Raw genomic sequence first — 22,264 nt, 5'->3', positions numbered from 1 at the left:
ATTGCTGCCATTACTCAGGGAGATTTGGCATGCAAAACGATACCGGGCCGCTTGGGATGCTGGTTCTGTTGTTTGTGGTGTGGATGATCTATTTCATGCCAACGCTTAACGCTTATCACCGCAAGCACCCGAACTTCAACTCGATCCTTCTGCTGAATCTCTTCCTCGGCTGGACGCTTATAGGTTGGGTGGTCTCCATCGTATGGTCGGCATCTTCCATTGCGCCGATTGAGCCGATTAGGGTTCGTCCGGAAGCTGAGCCAGCCGAGGATAAGTATCAGAAGATCGAGCGCCTCGGCAGCCTAAAAGAGAAGGGGCTGCTTACCGAAACTGAGTACGAGGCTGAAAAGGCCAAAATCTTGCAGAGCTGAATGCCTGCACAAATAACCCGCTTCGGCGGGTTTTTTTATGCCCGGAGAAAAGGTATGGCTCAAACGTCACGCTTGGTTTTGGAGATTGATAGCCGAGATGCAGAGCAGAAAGCATCGGATACCCGGAAGGCTTTGGAGGCTCTCGAAAACGCCGGGCTTCGCGTCAAGCCAGCTATGGACAAGGCCGGAACCGGGATGGAAGGTGCCGGGAAAAGTGCCGATAAGGCTACAAAGTCCTTTGCTTCTGAGCGAGATGAAATCGAATCTCTGCTCGGCAGGATCGATCCGCTAACCAAAAAACTTGGCGAGCTTGACCGCCAAGAGCAGGAACTGGCACGCCATCGCGCGGCTGGAAACCTTGATCTGGATACTTACTCGGACTACCAATCGAAAATCAGCGCCACTCGGACCGAGCTGACCCGCTTCAACGACTCCATGACTCGCACGGGCAACACAGCGAAACAGACGGCCGCCGCGATGAGAATGCTGCCAGCGCAGTTTTCCGACATCTTCATTTCGCTTCAGGGCGGGCAGGCGCCGCTGACGGTGTTTTTGCAGCAGGGATCCCAGATCAAAGATTCCTTTGGCGGGATCGGTGCAGCCTCTAAAGCATTGGGCGGCTACCTGATGAGCCTTGTGAACCCCTTCACTGTGGCGGCGGCGGCAGCGGGAAGCCTGGCCCTTGTCTACTACGATGCCGAGAAAGAGGTCAGCGCCTTCAATAAGGCCCTGTTTTCTGGATCTGCGAACTCCGGTCAAACCTCTGCGAGCCTTGCGAAGATCTCAAAAGACACCGCAAGCATCACCGGCAACCTCTCCCAGGCTAAAGACGCGGTTGTAGCTCTAGCAGCCAGCAGCGGCCTGAGTCAGGTGCAGTTCAAGAATTTGGCCGAGGCGTCAGCTTCGATATCTGAATTCACTGGAAAAGGCGCCGGCGAAGTCGCCAAATCTCTTGGAGATATGGGCGACAACGCCACTAAGGCGGCTGAAAAGATCAGCGCACAGTATGGGTTACTCACATCTGCCCAGTACGAAGTGATCGTTGCGCTGGACAACCAGGGCAAAAAACAGGAGGCGCTTGATTCGCTCAGCGAGTCACTGAATCAAAATGCTCAGGAGCGGCTGAAAAAATATCGCGAGTCGCTTTCGGAAGTTGAGCGGAACTGGAACGATATCGGTGCCGCTATCAGCAATGCTTACTCCAACGTCAAAAGTTCACTGTTTCCCGACCTGAATCAGGAAATTGCGAACCTGGAGAAGGTGCTGGAGGGGCGGAAATCGGGCGGGTTCCTTTCGAACTTCTTCAGCGATGAGCTCGGCCCGGACAGCCAGTCGACGAAGTTCATTGAGGCTCAACTGAAGTCGCTGAAGCAGCAGCGAGACGTTGCGGCGTCAAAAGCTGAAATTGATGCAACTGCCACTCGGCAGAATCAGGATCGCATTGCGGCCGAAAGCAAGTGGGCGTCGATCACCAGCAAAAACATGTCGGAACAAAAGAAGCTTGCGCTGGACATAGCCGAGGCAAGGAGGGTGGGCGTCGAGGCTGGTAAGTCGCAGGCCGAAATTGACAAGGAAGTGGCCGACATTCAGGCCAAGTTCGACAAGAGCCAGGCAAAACCGAAGGCTGTAACCGAAGACGCTGGCCAGCGGATGCTCGATGAAGCTCGGCAGCGCTACGCGGTTCTCCAGCAGCAAAACGCACTCATCGGCAGCCAGGCTGACGGAACAAAGTCACTCGGCACCGAAGCAAAAAAGCTGCTCGAGTTGGAACAGCAAATCGCCGATCTGAAGGATAAAAAGACGCTCACGGCCGCCCAGAAGCAGATCCTGGCCATGGCTGATCTCAACCTGGCGCAGCAGAAGCAGAATGCGGCGCTGGAAAAGCAGACGGACCTGTTGAAGTCCGCCACTGAACAGCGTCAGAAGCTCGCGGCGTTCCAAGAGAACCTGCAATCGCAGCTGAAGACCGCTCAGACCGGTTTGGACAACGATTTGGCAGGCCTCGGCATGGGCGACCTGCAGCGTCAGCGGCTGAAGGAGCAACTGAGCATCCAGCAGTCCTATCAGTCGCAGTTGGACCGGCTGACCTACGACTACAACAAGAGCAACAAGTCGGCCGACAAGACGGAGCTCTACAACCAGGAGACCGAAGCCCTGCGTTCGGCGTTGCAAACCCGCCTCGCGATGCAGCAGCAGTATTACTCGGACGTAGACAAAGCCCAGTCGGACTGGTCGCTCGGCGCCTCATCGGCGTTTCAGACCTACTCCGATCAGGCCCGCGACGTTGCCGGTCAAACCCGCAACCTGTTCACCAATGCCTTCAGCAACATGGAAGACGGCATCATCCAGTTCGTGAAGACCGGGAAGCTGTCGTTCAAGGATCTGGCGGACGGCATCATCGCCGACCTGATCCGCATCCAGGTTCGCCAGGCTGCGGTGGGAATCTTCGGCACGCTGTTCAGCGGTCTTGCTGGTGCTGGTGCATCTGCTGCTGGTAATGGCTTTGCCGCTGGATCGGCTGCAGCGACATCGTCGAGTCTGGGCGCTTCGGCGGCCGGCTACAGCTCGAAGTACGGCTTCTCCGACGGTGGCTACACAGGCGACGGCGGCAAGTTCGAGCCGAAGGGCGTGGTGCATGGCGGTGAGTTCGTGGTGCGCAAGGATGTGGTCAGCCAGCCAGGCGCTCGGGAATTCCTCGAGCGCATGAACGCGAATTCGAAAGGGTACGCGGATGGCGGTTACGTCGGATCGGCTGCCGTAACCACGAAGTCCAATGTCGTGCCGATCTCCTCGGCGTCTCCCGCTGCCCCGGTCATCCAGCAAAGCTTCAGCTTTCAAGGCACTCCAGATGACGCCACCGTCAACATGGTCAAGGAGGCTGCAATGCAAGGGGCGAAGGGCGGCTACGAGCTGGTCGTGCGCGACCTGAAACAAAACGGAACCATCCGCCAGCTGATCGCGCGGCGATAAGCCTTTAAGGAGTACCGCATGGCTCTCACGTGGCCGGCTTCGCTGCGCCCGTCAGAAATGACGTGGGGCATCGTCAACAACAGCAGGGCGTTCACCTCGACACTCTCGAACGCCCAGCAAATCATCGGCTACCCGGGCGCCTACTGGCAGTGCACGCTGACCTTCGGGCTATTGACGAGGGCTCAGGAGCGCGAGCTGTCGGCGTTCCTTGGGAGACTCGACGGCATGATGGGCACCTTCAACCTTCCGGCGTTCACCCGGCGCAGGACGAACAGCGTCGGCGCACTGACGGTAGTTACTGGTAACGCTCAGGCGCGATCGATGGTCATCGGCGGCGCAACGGCGAACGCGCCCGCTTTCAGCGCCGGCGACTACATCACCATCGCCGGCGAGATGTTTGAAGTCACCGATCCTGCATCAGCAAATGCGCAGGGCAGAGTGACTGTGCTGCTCAACAAGCGGATCCGCAAGGCGCTCACGGCCGGTACCGCCGTCGAGTACCTCAACCCCTACTCGGAAATGCGGATGACCTCTGACACCTGGTCCATGTCCGTGCGCCCTGTGGTGTCGAACGGCAGCTATCAATTCAGGGAGGCCTTCTGATGCCCTCAGCATTCCCGTTCAGCCAGAACGTGGTGAACATCATTGCCACCGGACGGTTCATGCCGGTGTACGCCGTGCAGCTCGACTTCGTCGACGGCATGGTCTTCGCGCATACCGGCACCGGCGACCTGGTGGTTGACGGCATTACCTATCAGGGGGTTGGCAATTTCGGCCAGGTCAGCCAGTCGCAGGAAAGCGACAACTCCGGTTCGCCGATGTCGGTCGAGCTGACCCTCAGCGGCCTGGATGCCTACATCCTCTCCGAGACGAACGTGCGCGGCTGTCGCGGCCGGATGGCCAAGGTCCTATTCGTGGTGTTCGATGAGGCCGGCAACTACGCGGCGGACATCCTGTTTTCCGGCCGAATGGATGCAGCCAAATTCTCGTTCGCCGGCAACGGCCAGGACGGCAACAGCATCACTGTGCCTGTGGTCGACCGGATGGCCGAGTGGAGCCGCACCGGTACCGAACGCTTCACCGACGAAAACCACCGCGCGCGCCACGACGGCGACCGGTTCTTCTACGCCATCGCCCAGATGTCCGAGTGGCCCATTTACTGGGGCTCGAAGAAGGACGCGCCGACATTCACCTATGGAAGTTAGCCATGCGCTACCGAGACTGGACAACCCGTCTAAACGACGTGATCAAGGCCGCCCAAGAGCGGCCTTTTTCATGGGGCGAATTTGACTGCTGCCTGTTTGCTGCGGACTGCACGGCGGCGATTTGTGGCGTCGATCCGGCCGAGAACTATCGCGGCAAATACACCACGGAAACCGGCGCCAAGCGGCAGCTGAAAAAGCAGCACGGCAGCCTTGAGGCTGCATGGGATGCCCATTTTGCAAGGGTGCCGCTGACGTTCATCCAGCGCGGCGATGTGGTGCTGTACGACGCGCCCGGCGGCCGGAGCATGGCTGTTTTCTGGGCTGGTGATTATTGGGCAACAACCGACGACGGCGCAGCCCGTGTCGTATGCGAGCCACTGGCCGCGTGGAGGGTTGAATGAGCGGCGGCGTCAGAAAACTTGCCTCGGTTGTGGTTGGTGCAGTTGTTGGCTTTGCCCAGGGCGGCCCATGGGGAGCGGTCGCCGGCGCGGCGCTGGCCTTCTACGCATCGGAACAGCAGGAAAAGCTCAACACCAAGTCGCCACTGCGCGACAACGAGCCGTCGGCGCAAACCGTGCGATCGTCGAAGGCACCGGTTCGCTTCATCCTCGGCCGCGTTTCCACCGGCGGCGTACTGGTCTGGGCGCAAGAGCAGGCCGGCGCGCAGGGTGAGGGCGAGTGGCTGCACTTGGTGTACGTGTTGTGCGAGGGCCCGATCACTGCGCTTGAAAACATCTACCTTGGCGAAGAAGAGATCGGCAGCTACGGTGCGCAGGCGACGTATGAGCTGGTGGTCAACCCGACTCAGGTGAACGCCTTTCTGAAGGCCAACTGCCCAGACTGGAAGGACAGTCAGATCGGCCGGGGCCTGTCATTCGTTCGGGTTTCGCTGCAGTACAGCGCAGAGAAATTCCCGTCGGGCATTCCGGATACCCGTTTCGTGGTGCGCGGCCGCAACGACGTGTACGACCCACGTACCGGTACCGCGGTTTACAGCGCCAATACCGCGTTGCATCTGCTTTGGTTCCTGCGCGCGCGTTGCGGTGTGCCCGACGACGAGATCGTGTTCGAAACCTTCGCCAGCGCGGCCAACGTGTGCGACGAGGCCCTGACCAATGCCGATGGCTCGACCAGCCAGCGCTATCGCAGCGGCTGCGTCATCGGTGCGGACGAGCAGCGCACAGGCGTGCTGCAAAAGCTGGAAGCAGCTTGCGGCGGGCATCTGATTCGTGTCGGCGGCCGCTGGATGCTTCAGGCTGGCGCGTACTACGGCCCGTATGACTTCGAGATTACCGAAGACATGGTGATCGGCACTGTCACCGGCAGCACCGAGCCAACCAACGACTCGGCAATCAACACGGTCCGGGGCACGTTCATTGATCCGTCGCAGTCCTGGACGGAAACCGACTACCCCGAGGTCAGTGTCGCTGAATGGATTGTTGAGGACGGCGGCGAGGCGGCAGAAACGCTGACCTATTCCTACGTCACCGATCCGTATCAGGCCCAGCGCCTGGCGAACATGGAGTTGCGCCGTCGGCGCGCGGGCGGGGCGATCAGCATTCCGATGAACTTCGCCGGCTACAACTGCCGGCCGGGGCGCGTGGTTCGGGTCAACTTGCCATCGCTGAACATCCTGGGCGAGTTCATCGTTTCGGACTGGTCCATGGGCGACAGCGAAGGCTGCACCGTCCAGGTCAAGCAGTACGAGGCAGCAATCTTCGATGATGCGGTGGGCCAGCCGTACAACCCGATCGGCTTTATCAATCTGCCGGCCGGCGGTCTCGGCACACCGAGTGCAGTCACATGGACGCAGGACACCACTGCCGAGGTGACTCAGGGCGTGCTGTCGTGGCTGCCGCCGACGGGCATCGTCAAGGAATACATCGTCATCGTCCGACAGGGCGCGAGCGCGGTGCAGTCGCACAACGTTCCTGCCACCTCGACGGAGATCGCCATCAACGGCCTGCCATCCGGCAATTACACAATGAGCGTGGCCGCGGTCGGGCCAATGGCGCGTTCCGGCGAGGCAACGATCACCGTCAGCATCAACGGGCCGCCCATTCCAGAAAGCTGCGTGGTGCAGTCCTCGATCGACAGCATCGTGCTGATACCGAGCAACTCGCAAAACGGCCTGAACGGAGGAACCTACGAGTATTTCTTCAGCACTTCGCCAACGGCAACGGCTGCTGATGCCGAGTATCTCGGGCAGGGCCTGACGTTCACCCACAACGGTTTGGGTTTCTGGACGAACTACTACTACTTCATCCGCTCGTCCAATGCCTATGGCAAAAGCTCCTTCCTTTATGTCCCGGCCCAAACCTCGAACGATGTTTCGGCTTACCTCGCAGCTCTGGCTGGGAAGATTGGCCGTACCGAGCTTGGGCAGGACATTGTCAGCGAGATCGACAAGATCCCCGGCCTTCAAGAGCAGATCGACAACATTGCCGACGCGCTCGAGTACGACCCTGCGTCAACCTATCTGAAGGGCGACACCGTGCGGGTTGGGCGGCGCCTGTATCAGGCCGCGCTGGCAGTTCCAGTCAACACTCCACCGCCGAATCCTACCTACTGGGATGACATTGGCCAGGTCTTGGAGGAGGCCAATGCACTGGCCGCTCAGGTCTCGAAAAACACGCTGGATATCGAGCATCAGGGAGACCAACTGACCGCTCAGGCGTCCAAGCTTGATGGCGTCTACGTGCAGGTGAATCCCGCGCTCGCTGGCGACACCGAAGGGTTTGCTGGCTCTGACCAAGTTTATGTTGGGGTGTGGTCGGAGCAGTCAGCGCGGCTTGAGGACGGAATCGCCACTGCCAAGCGGATCGATACCGTACAGGCGGACGTGAACAAAAACAGCGCCACAGTGCAGACGGTCAGCCAAGCTGTGGCCACGCTTGACGGTAAGGCCTCAACGATGTGGTCGGTGAAGATGCAGGTCACCGCCGGCGGGCAATACGTCGCCGCAGGCATCGGTCTTGGGATTGAAAACACCGGTGCCGGCCTGCAGAGCCAGTTCTTGGTCAGCGCTGATCGCTTTGCCATCGTCAACACCATTGCCGGCGGCGCTATATCTGTGCCGTTTGCGGTACAGGGCGGCCAGGTTTTCATGAACTCCGCATTTATCCAGGACGGCAGTATCACGATGCTGAAAATCGGTCAGTACCTGCAATCCGACAACTATGTTGCCGGGTCACTGGGCTGGCGTCTTGATAAGGCCGGCAACTTGGAATTCAACGGGCCAGCACCTGGCGGTGGCCGTCTTACGATGACCAACCGAGCCATTAAGGTGTTCGACCAAAACGGCGTGAAGCGGGTACAGCTGGGAGATCTCGACGCATGACTTATGGAGCGAGAGTCTGGGACGAGAACGGCAATCTGGGGATGGACACCAATAGTTTCACCTACCAGGTGCTCTGGCAGGGCGTGATCGACTTTAGTGGGGTCACGCCTAGTTACACGCTGAATATTCCAGCCTTCAACCCGGCCAACTGCGTATTCATGATCATCCCGACGAGGGGGCAGGACGTGCAAGCGTCGGAAACCGATGGCCTGGGAAACAGCAAGTCATATCCCTACGTGACCACTTCAGCTGGACAGGTTGTTGTGAGGAACAAAAACCCATCAGCCAGTGCTTCGACGACCGCGACGCGAATTGTCGCAAAAGGCTTCGCTATCAGGTACGGGACATGACTTTTGGCTTTCAGAGCATCAACGACAACTCGTTTGTTCAAATCGATTCCGAGGCACCCAGGTTGTGCGTCCTCACCAAAGGCACCTATTCCGGCGTTGCAACCGCATTAGGAACGTTTGCCCGGGCGGTGACCAGCCAAGACCCGCCGATGGTGTTCATTCGTCCTGATCAGGGCGGTGCGATTCAGGTTCCCATTTCTGTGTGGTTCACCGGCGGTCCGGGTAACTGGACTGGTTTTGCCATGAACGCATCAAAGGTCAACGAAACGCTAAGCGGTCAGTATTTCGTGGCTGCATGGGCTTCGATGGGTACCGCCACGTACGGGATGCGCCTTTGGGACGGTGCTGGCGCGCTCGTCTACGACAGTGGCGCGCCCGCGGTCGTCGTCACGTTCGCCGCTGGCAACTGGACTTATCTGGGTACAGAGCAACTGAGCGTCGGGCGCCGGTACATCTGGGGAATCAATAAGGCGCTCGGTGTTGGGGAGTATGTGTCCCTCAACCCCTTCACGATGAACTGCCACAACGATGGAACCGGTGGCGGTTGCGCACTCGGGGTCGATTACGCAAACGGCCGAATCATGATGTACAGCCTAGCCTTTACGGCTTGGACTGATCAGGGACACCGGCCATTTCTCTGCGCCAAGCTGGTGGCTTAAACCGCGGCGCTTCAAACAAACGGAAATATTTCATGGCAAAGCAGACGATCAATCTCGGCAATGCTCCTACCGGCGTGGGCGGCGATACGCCTCGCAGTGCGTTTACCAAAACCCAGGGCAATTTCGACGAGCTCTACGCGGCGCTGGGTGCGAGCGGTAATCCTCTCACTCTTCCGGCAGCCTTGCCGGTGGCGCAGGGCGGTACCGGCGGAACCACACAAGTCGCGGCGCGTGCAGGCCTTGGCCTGACATTGACCGCGTCGACCGCTGACCCGACCATAGGTCGAGTGTTGAAAGTTGGGGATTTTGGTTGGGGCGGCCCATCACTCGCCGAATCTACTTGGAACAACGCCAACACGACCGGGTTTAGCAATCAGCCCCAAGCCATTGGGGGGCCTATCACCGGCTCATCCGGATGGTACGCAAACGGAATCAACATCCTTTATGGGTCTGATGTCCGCATAAAAACGCAGATCGCGATCCAGGTGAACGGCCCAGGCTTCGCGACTCGAAATCTCCAGATGGATTTGAGCTCAGCGACGCCATGGGTCTATTTCTGGAATACCGGCAATACCACCGTCGATGGCAGCGGTTTCATTAAAAAAGCCTCGCCCATTGTCCGCATCAGCGATCCTTCGAACACTACGCGAGATGATCTACTTGATGGCTTCACTGTCGCCGGATACGGCGCAGTCAACGACGAGGCAAAGGGTGTAGTGGTTGAGCGTCTTGAGCTTGGCCGATATCTGATTTCTGGGTGTCTTGGTCTTGCCGTCGACGGCTGGCAGGTGAACTCACCGTCTGACCGGAACGGCGGCAAGTTGCTGGGGCTGGCCGCCGGAGAAAACCAGCCTGATGGCTCGATCATTGTCGAATTTCGGAAGGTCAAGTACAGGCTGACTGATGATGGTGATCTTGAACAGATCCCGGGCCCGCTGATTGAGGCGCCTCTGGATAACTGGATCGACGTCCGGCTCGAAATGCCTCCGGCCGCGCCATACGTTCCGCCGCCGCCCTCGGAAGATGACGGTACCGTCGAGACAGAACCGCGAATCTGACTCACATGTATTCAAAGAGCCCGCCATCGAGCGGGATTTTTTTGCCTGGAGAAAAGTGATGCCTGTAACCGAAAAAGATCGCGACATCCTTGCCCGCACTCTGTGGGGCGAGGCCCGTGGGGAAGGAATTGCCGGCCAGATCGCCGTGGCCTGGACGATCCGCAACCGTGTGTTCGATGGAAAGACTAATTCGTGGTGGGGGGAGGGCTACGCCGGGGTCTGCCAGAAGCCATACCAGTTCAGCTGCTGGAACAAGCCCGACCCGAACTATCATTTCCTGATCGGCTTGAAGGAAATTCCGTTCCGCGAGCTGGCGCAATGTCGGATCGCTGCTGACCAGGTGATCGACGGCAAGGTGCCGGATCCCACCGGCGGCGCCACGCACTATTACGCGACCAGCATCAAGGCGCCGGCTTGGTCGGCAAAGGCAAAGCTGACGCTCAAGTTGGGCGGGCACGTATTCTTCCGGGATGTGCCGTGATGGTCGTTCCGTGGAAAGCGGTCGGTGTGTTGGCGCTAGTGCTCGCTGGCTTCGGCAGCGCCTGGCAGTTTCAGGATTGGCGATATGGGCAGCAGTTTGCCGATCAGGCAAGGCTGCATTCAGAAGTCCTTAACCAACTGACCCAGGCTGCCGCGACCGCGCAACTGGTCGAGCAAGATAAGCGGTTGGCGCTCGAGCAGCGGCTGTCAGCCAGCGAGCAAACCCACTTCAGGAAAATGACCGATGCCCAACGTGACCAAGATCGCTTGCGCGATCGCCTTGCCACTTCTGATTTGCGGCTGTCAGTCATCCTCGACGCAACCGACGCTTCCAAAGGCTGCGGCCTGCCAGCCACCGCCGGCGCCGGCAGCGTGGATCATGCAACCGTACGTGCCCGACTTGACCCGGCGCATGCTCAAAGAATTATCGCCATTACCGACGAAGGCGACCGGGGGCTGATCGCGCTACAGGCATGCCAGGACTACGTGCGGTCCGTTTCCCGCTGATGAGGGAAAGGATCTTTGAACGGACTGTCTCCGCCGAGGATCCGAATCTGGGTTCGAAGTTCGGCTATGTGCTTGTCTTTCGCCATCAGCTCCCAGTTGCTTTTGGTCTCTATGTCGGTAGCTCGCCGGCTGGCATCTGCCGCTTCAGACTTCGCAACGCCCAATTGAGAGCGGATGGTTTCGCACTCGGCCGACGCGGCAGCGTGCATCTCAACCAGCTTGAATATGCGCTCCCTGGACTGTTGCAGCTGAAGGTTCAGTTCCTCGAACTCATTTTCGTAAAGCGCGAGCTGGTGCCGGCAGGTTTCGAGCGGCGTAGGGCAGCCGAGCCAGTCGTCGGTGTCTTCAATTCCGTAGCGGTCCATCATTGCGCCTTGCTGATACTGTTTGAATATACAGTAATCGAGGCGCGTAGATTGAGCGAGGGTCTGGCGACGGACTGTAAGGATTAACGCCACACGGTCGACCGGTCTTCTTGATGAAGCCAGGGCGGCTACAGAGTCAATGGACAGCAGAGGACCGGGGGGCCGAAGCGCCCTCAAATTTGGAAATTTCTTTCACCCAGAAGCGGCGATATTTGGTCTGATCTGGAGGCAACGGATTTTGATTTGGCCAAAAGTTTTCAGCTTTTAACCCGGCACGGTAAGCCTCCCACTCTTTTTCCTGCGCTACGTCCTGAGCTTTTTTCTCGTCATCGAACCAGCCAAGTACATAAACCTCGCCCTGATCCATACCGTGCTCGATTAGAAGATAGATCTCTTTCATACGCTTGAACCTGCTACCACCAATTTGAAAAATCCCCAGCCGGGGGCACTATCCTGCCTATCGGCGATGTTTTTCATTTATTGAGCTTTATCGATGAGCGTCGTGAAGTCAATTTTGATGGTGAGCTGCTCGACTCGGCGAGATGCTCACTACGGCGTCATCACGACGGCGAGCGTCATCTTGATGAACTCCTCGTTTCGGTCGATCGCTTCCAGGGCGCCGCGCACGTTTTCAGCAACGTCGGTCGCGCCACGTCGTTCGATCCAATTGGACAGCTCCATGATGGCCGCTTCCAAGGCGAGCTGGTTTTCGTTGATCTTGAACAGCAGGGAAGGGAGTAGGTCGGAGTTGGGCATTTTGGTTTCCTTGGCAGCCAAGGCATCAGCGTAGCACCGTGTTACATGAAGAGTGTTTTAACGATTGGCAGGACGCCGGAGAGGGGAGAAATCGGTCGGAGTTATGGAACGCGCCCACAAAAGTTATGGAACACATGTCGAAAGGCAGAAATTTTCGTAAACGCCAGAAACGACAAAGCCCTGAATAATCAGGGCTTTGTCGTATCAAATATGGCGGAGGCGATGGGATTCGAACTCATGGACCTGTTACAGTCGACGGTTTTCAAGACCGTTGCCTTAAACCACTCGGCCACACCTCCGTTTGCGTTGCGGGCGCCATAATACCTGAATGAAACACACTGTCAAACTCTGTGCATGGCTTGTTACAGAGCGTCTGTTATGATCTTTGCCACTGAACGTTTCAAACCAACAGGAGTGTCGCCATGCGCGAACAGGATTACGCAGTTCACAACAGCGTGCAGGCTGAGCAGCTAGAGGTTAGCCGCGTCCTGCGCAACACTTACGGTCTACTGGCGCTCACCCTCGCATTCAGCGGTGTGATGGCTTTCGTGGCCCAGCAGATGCGTGTCGGCTACCCGAACATTTTCGTGGTGCTGATCGGTTTCTACGGTCTGTTCTTCCTCACCAACAAACTCCGTGATTCCGCGTGGGGCCTGGTGTCCGCCTTTGCGCTGACCGGTTTCATGGGTTTCCTGCTCGGCCCGATCCTCAACCGTTACCTGGGCATGCAGGGCGGCGCAGAAGTGGTCAGTTCGGCATTTGCGATGACCGCGCTGGTGTTCGGTGGTCTCTCGGCCTACGTGCTGATCACCCGCAAGGACATGAGCTTCCTCGGTGGTTTCATCACCGCCGGTTTCTTCGTGTTGCTGGGTGCAACGCTGGCGAGCATGTTCTTCCAGATCAGCGGCCTGCAACTGGCGATCAGCGCCGGTTTCGTGCTGTTCTCGTCGGTGTGCATTCTGTTCCAGACTAGCGCGATCATCCACGGTGGCGAGCGCAACTACATCATGGCAACCATTAGCCTGTATGTATCGATCTACAACCTGTTCATCAGCTTGTTGCAGATCTTCGGCATCATGAGCCGCGACGACTGATCGCTATTTGTGAATTAACAAAAAACCCGCTTCGGCGGGTTTTTTGTTGCCCGTGCGAAAGCGTAGTGGCCTTTGGCCGAGATTTTTTCAAGAAATCATGGCGCCTTTATGGAATTGGCCTACACCTAAGACAAGGAAGAACGGCAGGCGGTCGACAGGAGTCGGCATGCAGTAACACCTTCTACAGCCCCCGCATCCCATTTTTCTTCTTCTGTTCAAGCCCGTAGCTTCGCCCGGGTTGTCGTATTCGTTCATCCGGAAAACAGGAGGTTCTCCAAACCAGCCTACCCAGATTCAACCGTGAGTTGCTCTCGGCCCGCAAGCCGAGTCCCTGATTAACAAAAAAATAATGGAGGCCCTGGTGGTCGGACTCGATTCATGGGTCGCTGCAGGCGTTGTCCCAATCAAGGAGATCATCGATGAACCAGCCCCAAGGAAAGCGTGCCGTATTGGCTATCACAACAGCACTGTTCAGTGCCTCGACTCTTGCCGGTGTCTACCCCGATTTTGGCTATCAGCCACCCGCCAGCCAATATTCAGGTCCGTTGTTCGAACTCAGCCAGAGTTACCCGACCCAAGCTCCCCAAGGAGCGCTGCCGGATTTTTTCAAAAAACTTCCGGCCAAACCCGACAACAACTTTGAAACCTGGCGTGCCTACATGGAGGAGGTGAAGCACTATTGCCTGGAAGGCAATGTCGAGGTCGATTGGAATGTACAGAAGAACAAGCTGCGTCAGTGGTACCACATGCCTTGGCAGCACTATGGCCCGCTGGGGCGTGAAGGTATTCATGGTCTGACCAAGGAAGCGCAAATTCCGGTCAAACAACTGGCACAGACGCAGATCGCCAGCGGCCAGACCTACGCCGTGGGCATTTACAACGACATTGGCGCCTACACCATTGGCGAGGTCTGGAAAGATCCGAACAACCCGGATCCTGGCTTCACTTCGCAACCCAAAAGCTTTGCCAATGGCACCGTAGTCTGCAAGGCATTGTTTGCCGATATTGATCGCACCACCGTACCGTTCCTCGTCAACCCGGTGTTGTGGCAAGGCTATATCACTGAAACTTTCACGTCCGCAAATCGCAAGATCAAAGATGTTGCGCTCATTCAGATGGACATCGCCGTGCGTGATACCCGTATGAGCGACACCGGCTGGATTTTCGGCACCTTCCAGTACAACGGGGCTAAAACCGGCAAAGCCGGTTGGGACAATCTCGTTCCGGTCGGGATCATGTGGGGTAACGATCCGAAAGAAACCGGCAATGACTTCACCAATCCGACGCCGACTGAAACCAGAATCAACCCGGCATTGCAGCAGACGGCAATCAACGCCAATACCAAAGAACTGCCGCCCACCCACCTGGGCTGGAACGGTCGCCTCAACGGGCCTGTAGACAACCCCAACAGTTCCTGCCTGAGCTGCCACGCCACGGGTGAGTCGCCACAGGTGGCGATCATGAATCCCACCTTCCAGCCCAAGGACAAAATACCGAGCCCGGGTTCTGCGGAATGGATGAAGTGGTTCCAGAATATTCCGGCGGGTCATCCGTTCACGCCAGGCACCAAGAGCACGGACTACAGTCTGCAACTGTCAGGCGGTCTGGTTAATTATTTCGAATGGAAATGTGACATGAGCGGGATCTACGCCGATGGCAAGAACGCCTGCGCCAAGGTTCAGAACCTCAAGTTGAAAATGCTCAAGACAGGCGACGACAATTCGCAGCCTCAGCAAAAAGTCATGCGTGACCCAAGTTTGCAGCAATTGCTTGAGTAAAGTGCAGCAGCCTCCAGACGTCTCGGCGTCTGGAGGTTTTCAATCAGTTGATCACGATGCTGCCATCGGCCTGTTGCTTGTAAATCGTGTAGGGCAGCAGAAACGTATCCAGCACACCCGAAACTGCTGCATCGACCACCAGGCCAAGGGAGGCGTTGTTGTAATTGAACGCGTCGACGTCATCCGGCTTTTCGGCGTGCAGCATGCAGAAGTCGTAGGTTGCACCGCTGTAAATGCGTGGGACGGCGCCACAGTAGGTTTTCTTGGTTTTCAGCTGGTTCACGGAAAACTTGTCGTTGAACGCAACCGTTTGCACCGTTCCGCACCCGGTGAGCAATACTGCCAACAGCATCAATGCCTGAAATTTCATTACCGCCAATCCTTCGCCGGAAAAATCTCAATCTACGCCAATCCTGCGCGAAACGCACTCATGCCATCGGCGGCAACCGGCGCTTGACCGGGGTTTTCTTGACGATCGCGGTGTTGGTTTCGGCCAGCGTATTGAGGCGGTCGAGCAGGGTGTCCAGCTGTTCCATCGAACGCACATGCAATCGGGCGATGAAGCAATCTTCCCCGGTGACCTTGTCGCACTCGGTGAACTCCGGGATCGACATGATTTGACGTTCCACCTCCTGCAATTGCCCCGGCAGTGGTCGCACCCGGACGATCGCCTGGAGCTGATAGCCGAAGCATTTGGGGTCGATCTCGACGGTATAGCCCTTGAGCACGCCGCGCTCCTCCAGGCGGCGCAGGCGTTCGGCCACGCTGGGTGAGGACAGGCCGCTGATTTGCGCCAATGCCTTGAGCGAGCGACGCGAGTCGTCCATCAAGGCGCTGATGAGGATCTGGTCGATATCGTCGGTCATGGGGCAACTCCGGTATTAGGCATTTAAGGGAAACCACCCACGATAAAAAAGGCAGAAATCGAGTTTAGCCTGCTTTTTGCGCTGGAGGCGCTCGTGGTCGGCTTGGCATACTTTTGCCACGCTTTCGTCAAACGCTTAGGGAGATCGATGATGGACAACACAATCCGCCGTGGTTCATTGGAAATGACCGCCGCCATGCTGATTTCCGGGACCATCGGCTGGTTCGTGCTGGTGTCCGGGCAACCGGTGCTGGATGTGGTGTTCTGGCGTTGCGTGTTCGGCGCCGGCACCTTGCTGCTGATATGCGCGGCGTTCGGCTTCTTGCGTCCGGGCATTCTGACCCGCACCACGTTCCTGCTCGCGGTGCTCAGTGGGGTGGCGATTGTCGGCAACTGGGTGTTGTTGTTCGGCTCGTATTCCCGGGCCTCGATTGCCATCGGCACAGCGGTCTACAACGTGCAGCCGTTCATGCTGGTCGGTTTGGCGGCGCTGTTTCTCGGCGAGAAAATCACCTTGCAAAAGCTGTTCTGGCTGGCGATTTCCTTTCTCGGCATGCTGGCGATCGTCAGTGCCCATGGCGGGCAGGGCGAGGGCGGTAGCGAATATCTGCTGGGGATTGCGCTGGCGTTGGGGGCGGCGTTGCTCTACGCGATGGCGGCGCTGATCATCAAGCGCCTGACTGGCACGCCGCCGCATCTGATCGCGCTGATCCAGGTCTGCACCGGAGTGCTGTTGCTCGCGCCGTTCGCGCACTTCAACGGCCTGCCGCAAACCAATGGAGCCTGGGCCAGTCTGGTGACGCTGGGCATCGTCCACACTGGCCTGATGTACGTGCTGCTGTACGGCGCGATCCAGAAACTGCCGACTGCCCTGACCGGTGCGCTGTCCTTCATCTACCCGATTGCGGCGATTTTCGTCGACTGGTTCGCCTTCGGCCATCGCCTGCAGATCCTGCAATGGATCGGGGTGGCAGCAATTCTGCTGGCCGCCGCCGGGATGCAACAGGGCTGGGGCCTGAAAGCCCGGCGCCAGCTCAAATCGGCTTGATCAGGTCCTTGAACAGGCCTTTGAGCTGTTGATTGCCGGCATCCACCAGATGATTGTCGTCAAAGTACAGCGGCACGCCGTCCATGGAGCCCATGCAATTGCCGTTGGGGCACAGGTACGGCGTCGGGTCGATCACCGTCGCGTTGCAGCGGCTGGCGGCGGCTTCGATGGTTGCGATGGCGATGCGGTTGCGCTTTTCATAGGCCTGCAACGGCAAGGAAATGTCGGTGGTTTGCCGGAAAAGTCGCTGATTCAGGTTCAGGCCCTTGTAGACGCTGAAAGGCATCTCCGGGATCGGTTTGACGATGTACACCGGATGGTTTTCCGCGATCGAGCAGACCGTGCTGACGTACTCTTCGGTATACGCTTCGGCAAACGTGGCCTGGCGCTCGGGAAAGGAAATCCGGTAGCTGTTTTCCCGGCCCGAATCCGCATACAGCGCCGCACGGCTGAACAGCACCACCGGCACGCCGGCGTACGCGGTTTTCAGTTGTTGCAGCTTTTCCTGATTGAAGCCCCGGCACTGGCTTTCGACGGTCTTGTCGTGCATGGCGAAGTGCGTCAGGGTCGGGCAACCGCCCCGTGACCATGACAGTGCCGCCTGAGGATTTTCCATCTGCACCGCCGCTGCGGTGGATTGCGCATGGCTGTCGCCGTACAGAATCACCGACACATCACCCGTGCCCAGTTTGCAATCCGCCGCCGCATAGGCATTCGGGTAGCACTCCTGCGGATACAGCTTGCTGGTGTATTCCGGCTGGCCAAGTTCGACCAGTGCCGGGCGCCAGTCGGGGTGTTGCTTGACCAGCGACGACGTCGTTGCCGACACGGCCACCACCGCTACCGTCAGTGACGCGAACTTGATCACTGTTCGAGTAGCGCTCGTACCTTTCTTCACCTTCGATTCCACCAGGTAGAGCGACAGGGTGCCGAGGGCGAACGAGGCGATGATTGCGCCGATCACGTGCGGCCAGCTGCTCAACAGCCCGCACAGGTAAAGCAGTACCACCAGCGGCCAATGCCACAGGTACACCGAGTAGGAAATGCTGCCGACAAATTGCAGCGCAGGATTGCCGCTGAACATCGACCGGGTGTTGGCGTGAATCACCAGCATCGTCCCCAGCACCGGCACCAGTGCCAGGTAGCCCGGCCACAGATCCGCCTCCGAAAAAACCAGCACGCTGACGGCAATCGTCAGCAGACCGAGCCCTTCGCAAATCGCGCCGCCGCGCTGGCTCAATCGCAGGGGAAACAGAAAAACCAGCCCGCCAGCGATCATTTCCCAAGCGCGGGTGGGCAGCATGTAGAAGGCGAACGTCGGGTTGACGCGGGTCACGATGATGGACGCCAGCAGCGAAATCAGCGCCACGGCCAGCAAGGCAAAGCGAGTTTTATCGGTGCCGAAGAACCGGTGCAGCCCCATGATCAGCACGGGGTAAAGCAGGTAGAGCTGCCATTCGACCGACAGCGACCAGGTATGCAGCAACCAGTTTTCATGCAGCGGCGCCGCGAAGTAATTGCCGCTTTGGGCAAAGCTGAAGTTCGAGCTGAACAGCAGACTGCTCTTGATCGTACGGATGGTTTCGCGCAAGTCATCCAGCGGCAGATAAAAGTAGCCGAAGATCAGCAGCGCAACGCACAGAACCAGCAGGGCGGGAATGATGCGGCGGGCGCGGGAGGCGTAGAAACCGAGGAGGGAAAAGTTCTGCTGCTGCACGCCTTTGACGATGATGCCGGTCATCAGGAAGCCGGAGATGACGAAGAACACGTCTACGCCGACGAATCCGCCTTCAAACCCTGGCACCTTGAAATGAAACAGCACGACCGAAAGCACGGCCAGTGCCCGCAGGGCGTTGATACTCTTCCTGAATTGCATTTATGCGTCCATGTCACATCCATTGTGCGGCGCATTGTAGTGATGATGTCAGCTTTGTTACATGGGTTTTTTCCGACAGCTCAGATGTTCCAGCGCGGTGCAGTCATCGCCAGACGCTGGCGCAGCTCGCCAATGTTCGCGGCCAGTTGTCGGGTCAGTAACCGGTAACCGTCCAGCGTGCTGTAGACCGGTGTGTCGAGGCTGGCGTCCGGCAACTCCAGCGGGCGCTGCAGGCGTTGCGTGGCACCGGACTTCAAGGCCCGGGCCATGCCGATCAACTGTATGCGGATCACCCGGTGCTCGGCCCGCAGTGCCGATTGCAGGTGCGCCATGGCTTCGGGGTCGTTGGCATCCGGGCGGGTGTTGCCGAGGATTTCCAGGGTACTGACGCACATCCGCAGGTTGCGTTGAATCGCGTCCAGCTCGGTCATGGAGATTTTCACTTCCTTGGACACCGAAGGCATCAGCGAGCGCAGTTGCACCATCACCGTGGTCACCCGACCCATCAGCTTGAGATGTTCATCGGCGCTGACCGGTTGGCCGCCAATGATCCGCCCGTACAACGTGGCGCAGTCGCGCAAGGCATCGGCCAGGTTGTAGCGCCACGAATACACCGCGTACAGCGGCAGGGCGAAGGAAAACGCCAAGGCCAGGGCGATGCCGATCAGGATGTCGACCCCGCGCCACAAGCCGTCGGTGATCGGGTTGTCGCCATGCCCGGCGACAATGAATACGGTGATTGCCGAGAGCAGGGCGGTGTACCCGCCCTTGCCGATCGCGTGATAAGAGAAGAACCCGCAGACCACCGCCATGGCAAAGTAGGTCAGCCACGGCAGGCCCAGCCATGCCTGTTGCGCTACCAGCAGCAGACCGACGCCGGCACCGATCAGGGTGCCGGTGGCGCGTTCGGCGGCTTTCTTGCCGATGTTGCCGTGGTGTTGCAGGCCGCCGATCACCACCAGCATGGTCACCGAAGCCCACTCGCCGTGGGGCAGGTTGATGCCGGTGGTCAGCAGGATGGTCGCCAGCAGCCCCAGCGCTACCCGCACCGCGTGAATCAATCGGGCGTGCTGGTAGCGGCGGTACGGGTCCAGCAACGGACGCAGGATTCGCCGCAGCAGCGGTGGCAGTCGTTGGGTGCTGAAGGTGCTCAGTGCAAAGTCCTCGTCAGAAGATGTAATCGGTGGTCAGGAAGCTCGAATCGCGGCCGCGAATGATTTCGCTGATCAGGTCCTTGTTGCTGTCCTGGAACTTGGTTGCCACCAGTGTGCGGATCGAAAACACCCGCAGGGCATCGTGTACCGACAGCGTGCCTTCGGCGGAGTTCTTGCGCCCGTTGAACGGGTAGGTGTCCGGGCCGCGCTGGCACTGGGCGTTGAGGTTGATCCGCCCGACCTGGTTGGCGAAAGTGTCGACCAGTCGGCCGATCGCCACCGGGTTGGTGCCGAACAGGCTCAGTTGCTGGCCGAAGTCCGATTCCAGCACGTAATCGATCACGGTATCGAGGTGACGGTACGGCACGATCGGCACCACCGGGCCGAACTGTTCTTCGTTGTACACGCGCATCTGCGGCGTCACCGGGTACAGCACGGCGGGGTAGAAGAACGACTCGCGACTCTCGCCGCCATTCCGGTTGACCACTTGTGCGCCCTTGCTCTGCGCGTCGGCCACCAGACCGTGCAGGTAGTCGACCTTGCCCGACTCCGGCAGCGGCGTCAGTGCCACGCCGCTGTCCCATGGCATGCCCGGCTTGAGGGTGGCGAGTTTGGCGTTGAATTTTTCGATGAAGGCGTCGACCACGTCCTCGTGCACAAACAGGATCTTCAGCGCGGTGCAGCGCTGGCCGTTGAACGACAGCGAACCGGTGACCGCTTCGCTGACCGCATTATCCAGATCGACTTCCGGCAGGACGATGCCGGGGTTCTTCGCATCCAGGCCCAGCGCGGCGCGCAAGCGGTGTGGTTTCGGGTGCAGCTTTTTCAGGTCGCTGGCGGCCTTGTTGGTGCCGATGAAGGCGAAGATGTCGATCTTGCCGCTGGCCATCAGCGCGCTGACGGTTTCGCGGCCGCTGCCGTAGATCACGTTGATCACGCCGGTCGGGAAGCTGTCGCGGAACGCTTCGAGCAACGGGCGGATCAGCAACACGCCGAGCTTGGCCGGTTTGAACACCACGGTGTTGCCCATGATCAGCGCTGGAATCAGCGTGGTGAAGGTTTCGTTCAGCGGATAGTTGTAAGGGCCCATGCACAGTGCCACGCCGAGCGGCACGCGGCGGATCTGGCCGAGGGTGTCCTGTTCCAGTTCGAAACGGCTGGAGCGGCGGTCGAGTTCTTTCAGTGCATTGATGGTGTCGACGATGTAGTCGCAGGTGCGGTCGAACTCTTTTTCCGAGTCCTTGAGGTTCTTGCCGATCTCCCACATCAGCAGCTTGACCACGGCTTCGCGCTGCTGGCGCATCCGGCCGAGGAACGCTTCGACGTGCTGGATCCGTTCGGCCACGCGCATGGTCGGCCACAGGCCCTGACCGCGATCGTAGGCGCGCACGGCGGCATCGAGGGCGGTGAGCGCGGTGTCGGCGTCGAGAAGTGGGGTGCTGCCGAGAATCACTTGTTCATCGCCGTTTTCGCCGTGCAGATACACCGGGCTGCGCACCGTGGCCAGTGGGCCGTCCCAGCGCCGCAGTTGGCCATCGACGAGGTATTCGCGTTGCTCGACCTGACCGTCGAGGCGGTATTTTTCCGGGATGTCGCTGACAGAAGGGAACAGATTGCCAAGGATGTTTGCTGTGGTCATGTCGCTACCCCGTGTTGATGTCCGTATACAGATCAAAAAGTCTTTACAGGTTATACGCCTGAATGCGCCGACATTTAAACCCGCCAATGTCACGCGAATGTCACGCAGAGATGCGGAACAGAGCTCTGACTGGTTTATGAGTTCCACTGTGGGAGCGGGCTTGCTCGCGAATGCGTCCTTTCAACTGACATCCTCATTTGCTGACATACCGCATTCGCGAGCAAGCCCGCTCCCACAGTTGAATTGGGTGGCCTGAACACTCTCTACTGGCCCCGTTTGGCCCCATCGTTGTCCGGCAATGCCCTCAACCCGCTGCCGTGCCTGCCTTAAGGTGTGATCACAACAAAAAGCGATGCCACCCTCGAGGATCGTTATGCGGGCAATCCCACTCACTTTACTGCTGGCGCTATTCATGACGCTGTGCGGCTGCGACGAAAAATCCGCACCGCCGGCGACCACTCACAATGCTACTCCCACCGACCCGGTACTGGCGCAGATCTACGCCAACAGCTGCCAGCTCTGTCACGCCTATCCCGCCGCCAACGCACCATTGACCGGTGACCGAAAAGCCTGGGAACCACGCATCCGCCAGGGCGCCGACACGCTGCTCGACCACGCCATCAACGGCTACAACGGCATGCCGCCGATGGGCCAGTGTGTCGAGTGCAGCGAAGAACAATTCCTGCAACTGATCGGCTTCATGGCCGACCAGCCCCTCCCACAATAAGGGCGCGCGCATGAGTATGGAT

At 58.8% G+C, this 22,264-nt stretch carries 23 protein-coding genes and 1 tRNA gene; 15 read left to right on the top strand and 9 right to left on the bottom strand.

Annotated features, from left to right (window positions below):
• The first annotated feature begins 29 nt into the window (after positions 1-29).
• Genes CRO59_RS24630 through CRO59_RS24580 form a run of 11 tightly spaced genes read left to right on the top strand, consistent with a single transcriptional unit; the run spans position 30 to position 10,940 of the window.
• Complete coding sequence (locus tag CRO59_RS24630; protein WP_097090047.1) at positions 30-371, top strand: superinfection immunity protein; 342 nt, start codon at positions 30-32, stop codon at positions 369-371.
• A 54-nt stretch (positions 372-425) separates the two neighbouring features.
• Positions 426-3,341: a phage tail tape measure protein gene (locus tag CRO59_RS24625; RefSeq protein WP_256578486.1), complete on the top strand. Its 2,916-nt coding sequence runs from the start codon at positions 426-428 to the stop codon at positions 3,339-3,341.
• 18 nt (positions 3,342-3,359) lie between these two features.
• A complete protein-coding gene (locus CRO59_RS24620; RefSeq protein WP_097090049.1) occupies positions 3,360-3,944 on the top strand; it encodes a hypothetical protein in 585 nt (194 codons plus the stop codon).
• Positions 3,944-4,546: a hypothetical protein gene (locus CRO59_RS24615; RefSeq protein WP_097090050.1), complete on the top strand. Its 603-nt coding sequence runs from the start codon at positions 3,944-3,946 to the stop codon at positions 4,544-4,546. Before CRO59_RS24620 ends, CRO59_RS24615 begins: the two co-directional genes overlap by 1 nt.
• Before the next feature lie 2 nt (positions 4,547-4,548).
• A complete protein-coding gene (locus tag CRO59_RS24610; RefSeq protein ID WP_095668793.1) occupies positions 4,549-4,947 on the top strand; it encodes a hypothetical protein in 399 nt (132 codons plus the stop codon).
• Positions 4,944-7,886: a DUF1983 domain-containing protein gene (locus tag CRO59_RS24605; RefSeq protein WP_097090051.1), complete on the top strand. Its 2,943-nt coding sequence runs from the start codon at positions 4,944-4,946 to the stop codon at positions 7,884-7,886. The genes CRO59_RS24610 and CRO59_RS24605 overlap by 4 nt, the downstream gene beginning before the upstream one ends.
• Positions 7,883-8,236, top strand: a complete 354-nt coding sequence (locus CRO59_RS24600; RefSeq protein ID WP_097090052.1) for a hypothetical protein — start codon at positions 7,883-7,885, stop codon at positions 8,234-8,236. Before CRO59_RS24605 ends, CRO59_RS24600 begins: the two co-directional genes overlap by 4 nt.
• Positions 8,233-8,895 (top strand): hypothetical protein, encoded by a 663-nt coding sequence (locus CRO59_RS24595; RefSeq protein WP_097090053.1) that lies wholly within the window; start codon positions 8,233-8,235, stop codon positions 8,893-8,895. Before CRO59_RS24600 ends, CRO59_RS24595 begins: the two co-directional genes overlap by 4 nt.
• 32 nt (positions 8,896-8,927) lie before the next feature.
• Positions 8,928-9,953 carry a hypothetical protein gene (locus tag CRO59_RS24590; protein ID WP_097090054.1) on the top strand — a complete coding sequence of 342 codons (1,026 nt, stop codon included), beginning with the start codon at positions 8,928-8,930 and terminating at the stop codon, positions 9,951-9,953.
• A gap of 58 nt (positions 9,954-10,011) precedes the next feature.
• Entirely contained in the window at positions 10,012-10,434 is a 423-nt protein-coding gene (locus tag CRO59_RS24585; protein WP_097090055.1) for a cell wall hydrolase, read from the top strand.
• A complete protein-coding gene (locus CRO59_RS24580) occupies positions 10,434-10,940 on the top strand; it encodes a lysis system i-spanin subunit Rz (RefSeq protein WP_097090056.1) in 507 nt (168 codons plus the stop codon). The genes CRO59_RS24585 and CRO59_RS24580 overlap by 1 nt, the downstream gene beginning before the upstream one ends.
• On the opposite strand, the gene CRO59_RS24575 is transcribed toward CRO59_RS24580, so the two are convergent.
• From CRO59_RS24575 to CRO59_RS24560, 4 genes are all read right to left on the bottom strand, one after another.
• Positions 10,916-11,308 (bottom strand): hypothetical protein, encoded by a 393-nt coding sequence (locus tag CRO59_RS24575; protein WP_177409049.1) that lies wholly within the window; start codon positions 11,306-11,308, stop codon positions 10,916-10,918. The two genes, CRO59_RS24580 and CRO59_RS24575, sit on opposite strands and share 25 nt — an antisense overlap.
• Positions 11,309-11,441: 133 nt before the next feature.
• Positions 11,442-11,705: a hypothetical protein gene (locus CRO59_RS24570; protein WP_097090057.1), complete on the bottom strand. Its 264-nt coding sequence runs from the start codon at positions 11,703-11,705 to the stop codon at positions 11,442-11,444.
• A gap of 149 nt (positions 11,706-11,854) precedes the next feature.
• A complete protein-coding gene (locus tag CRO59_RS24565; RefSeq protein ID WP_097090058.1) occupies positions 11,855-12,061 on the bottom strand; it encodes a hypothetical protein in 207 nt (68 codons plus the stop codon).
• Between the two features lie 211 nt (positions 12,062-12,272).
• A tRNA-Ser gene (locus CRO59_RS24560) sits at positions 12,273-12,360 on the bottom strand.
• Positions 12,361-12,483: 123 nt separating this feature from the next.
• Here CRO59_RS24560 and CRO59_RS24555 point away from each other — a divergent pair.
• Together CRO59_RS24555 and CRO59_RS24550 are read left to right on the top strand one after the other, a co-directional pair.
• Complete coding sequence (locus CRO59_RS24555; RefSeq protein ID WP_027613775.1) at positions 12,484-13,155, top strand: Bax inhibitor-1/YccA family protein; 672 nt, start codon at positions 12,484-12,486, stop codon at positions 13,153-13,155.
• Between the two features lie 419 nt (positions 13,156-13,574).
• Positions 13,575-14,933, top strand: coding sequence for a hypothetical protein (locus CRO59_RS24550; protein ID WP_097090059.1), 1,359 nt, complete (start codon positions 13,575-13,577; stop codon positions 14,931-14,933).
• 43 nt (positions 14,934-14,976) lie between these two features.
• Here the strand turns inward: CRO59_RS24550 and CRO59_RS24545 are convergent, their stop codons facing one another.
• Both CRO59_RS24545 and CRO59_RS24540 read right to left on the bottom strand, forming a co-directional pair.
• The gene (locus CRO59_RS24545; RefSeq protein WP_097090060.1) at positions 14,977-15,303 is read right to left on the bottom strand and encodes a YceK/YidQ family lipoprotein; all 327 of its coding nucleotides are present in this window, start codon (positions 15,301-15,303) and stop codon (positions 14,977-14,979) included.
• Positions 15,304-15,361: 58 nt separating this feature from the next.
• The gene (locus CRO59_RS24540; protein ID WP_027613772.1) at positions 15,362-15,799 is read right to left on the bottom strand and encodes an Lrp/AsnC family transcriptional regulator; all 438 of its coding nucleotides are present in this window, start codon (positions 15,797-15,799) and stop codon (positions 15,362-15,364) included.
• 150 nt (positions 15,800-15,949) lie between these two features.
• On the opposite strand from CRO59_RS24540, the gene CRO59_RS24535 reads away from it, so the two are divergent.
• A complete protein-coding gene (locus CRO59_RS24535; protein WP_097090061.1) occupies positions 15,950-16,846 on the top strand; it encodes a DMT family transporter in 897 nt (298 codons plus the stop codon).
• Here CRO59_RS24535 and CRO59_RS24530 read toward each other — a convergent pair.
• The 3 genes from CRO59_RS24530 to CRO59_RS24520 all read right to left on the bottom strand — a co-directional run bounded on the left by CRO59_RS24530 (position 16,833) and on the right by CRO59_RS24520 (position 21,515).
• On the bottom strand, positions 16,833-18,722 hold the full coding sequence (locus CRO59_RS24530; protein WP_097090062.1) for an acyltransferase family protein: 1,890 nt from the start codon (positions 18,720-18,722) through the stop codon (positions 16,833-16,835). The two genes, CRO59_RS24535 and CRO59_RS24530, sit on opposite strands and share 14 nt — an antisense overlap.
• 80 nt (positions 18,723-18,802) lie before the next feature.
• Positions 18,803-19,843, bottom strand: a complete 1,041-nt coding sequence (locus tag CRO59_RS24525) for an FUSC family protein (RefSeq protein WP_177409054.1) — start codon at positions 19,841-19,843, stop codon at positions 18,803-18,805.
• A 46-nt stretch (positions 19,844-19,889) separates the two neighbouring features.
• The gene (locus CRO59_RS24520) at positions 19,890-21,515 is read right to left on the bottom strand and encodes an NADP-dependent glyceraldehyde-3-phosphate dehydrogenase (protein ID WP_097090064.1); all 1,626 of its coding nucleotides are present in this window, start codon (positions 21,513-21,515) and stop codon (positions 19,890-19,892) included.
• A 373-nt stretch (positions 21,516-21,888) separates the two neighbouring features.
• On the opposite strand from CRO59_RS24520, the gene CRO59_RS24515 reads away from it, so the two are divergent.
• Positions 21,889-22,242: a c-type cytochrome gene (locus tag CRO59_RS24515; RefSeq protein ID WP_097090065.1), complete on the top strand. Its 354-nt coding sequence runs from the start codon at positions 21,889-21,891 to the stop codon at positions 22,240-22,242.
• Positions 22,243-22,264 lie beyond the last annotated feature (22 nt).

This window comes from Pseudomonas sp. LAMO17WK12:I5, from assembly GCF_900215165.1.
In the GTDB taxonomy this organism is placed as follows: domain Bacteria; phylum Pseudomonadota; class Gammaproteobacteria; order Pseudomonadales; family Pseudomonadaceae; genus Aquipseudomonas; species Aquipseudomonas putida_A.
Note: the sequence above shows the minus strand (reverse complement) of the source record. Positions and strands in the feature narration are given on the sequence as shown.

Coding starts and splice junctions, on each gene's coding strand:
- CRO59_RS24630 (WP_097090047.1), top strand. CDS start 30: ATGCAAAACGATACCGGGCCGCTTGGGATGCTGGTTCTGTTGTTTGTG.
- CRO59_RS24625 (WP_256578486.1), top strand. CDS start 426: ATGGCTCAAACGTCACGCTTGGTTTTGGAGATTGATAGCCGAGATGCA.
- CRO59_RS24620 (WP_097090049.1), top strand. CDS start 3,360: ATGGCTCTCACGTGGCCGGCTTCGCTGCGCCCGTCAGAAATGACGTGG.
- CRO59_RS24615 (WP_097090050.1), top strand. CDS start 3,944: ATGCCCTCAGCATTCCCGTTCAGCCAGAACGTGGTGAACATCATTGCC.
- CRO59_RS24610 (WP_095668793.1), top strand. CDS start 4,549: ATGCGCTACCGAGACTGGACAACCCGTCTAAACGACGTGATCAAGGCC.
- CRO59_RS24605 (WP_097090051.1), top strand. CDS start 4,944: ATGAGCGGCGGCGTCAGAAAACTTGCCTCGGTTGTGGTTGGTGCAGTT.
- CRO59_RS24600 (WP_097090052.1), top strand. CDS start 7,883: ATGACTTATGGAGCGAGAGTCTGGGACGAGAACGGCAATCTGGGGATG.
- CRO59_RS24595 (WP_097090053.1), top strand. CDS start 8,233: ATGACTTTTGGCTTTCAGAGCATCAACGACAACTCGTTTGTTCAAATC.
- CRO59_RS24590 (WP_097090054.1), top strand. CDS start 8,928: ATGGCAAAGCAGACGATCAATCTCGGCAATGCTCCTACCGGCGTGGGC.
- CRO59_RS24585 (WP_097090055.1), top strand. CDS start 10,012: ATGCCTGTAACCGAAAAAGATCGCGACATCCTTGCCCGCACTCTGTGG.
- CRO59_RS24580 (WP_097090056.1), top strand. CDS start 10,434: ATGGTCGTTCCGTGGAAAGCGGTCGGTGTGTTGGCGCTAGTGCTCGCT.
- CRO59_RS24575 (WP_177409049.1), bottom strand. CDS start 11,308: ATGATGGACCGCTACGGAATTGAAGACACCGACGACTGGCTCGGCTGC.
- CRO59_RS24570 (WP_097090057.1), bottom strand. CDS start 11,705: ATGAAAGAGATCTATCTTCTAATCGAGCACGGTATGGATCAGGGCGAG.
- CRO59_RS24565 (WP_097090058.1), bottom strand. CDS start 12,061: ATGCCCAACTCCGACCTACTCCCTTCCCTGCTGTTCAAGATCAACGAA.
- CRO59_RS24555 (WP_027613775.1), top strand. CDS start 12,484: ATGCGCGAACAGGATTACGCAGTTCACAACAGCGTGCAGGCTGAGCAG.
- CRO59_RS24550 (WP_097090059.1), top strand. CDS start 13,575: ATGAACCAGCCCCAAGGAAAGCGTGCCGTATTGGCTATCACAACAGCA.
- CRO59_RS24545 (WP_097090060.1), bottom strand. CDS start 15,303: ATGAAATTTCAGGCATTGATGCTGTTGGCAGTATTGCTCACCGGGTGC.
- CRO59_RS24540 (WP_027613772.1), bottom strand. CDS start 15,799: ATGACCGACGATATCGACCAGATCCTCATCAGCGCCTTGATGGACGAC.
- CRO59_RS24535 (WP_097090061.1), top strand. CDS start 15,950: ATGGACAACACAATCCGCCGTGGTTCATTGGAAATGACCGCCGCCATG.
- CRO59_RS24530 (WP_097090062.1), bottom strand. CDS start 18,722: ATGCAATTCAGGAAGAGTATCAACGCCCTGCGGGCACTGGCCGTGCTT.
- CRO59_RS24520 (WP_097090064.1), bottom strand. CDS start 21,515: ATGACCACAGCAAACATCCTTGGCAATCTGTTCCCTTCTGTCAGCGAC.
- CRO59_RS24515 (WP_097090065.1), top strand. CDS start 21,889: ATGCGGGCAATCCCACTCACTTTACTGCTGGCGCTATTCATGACGCTG.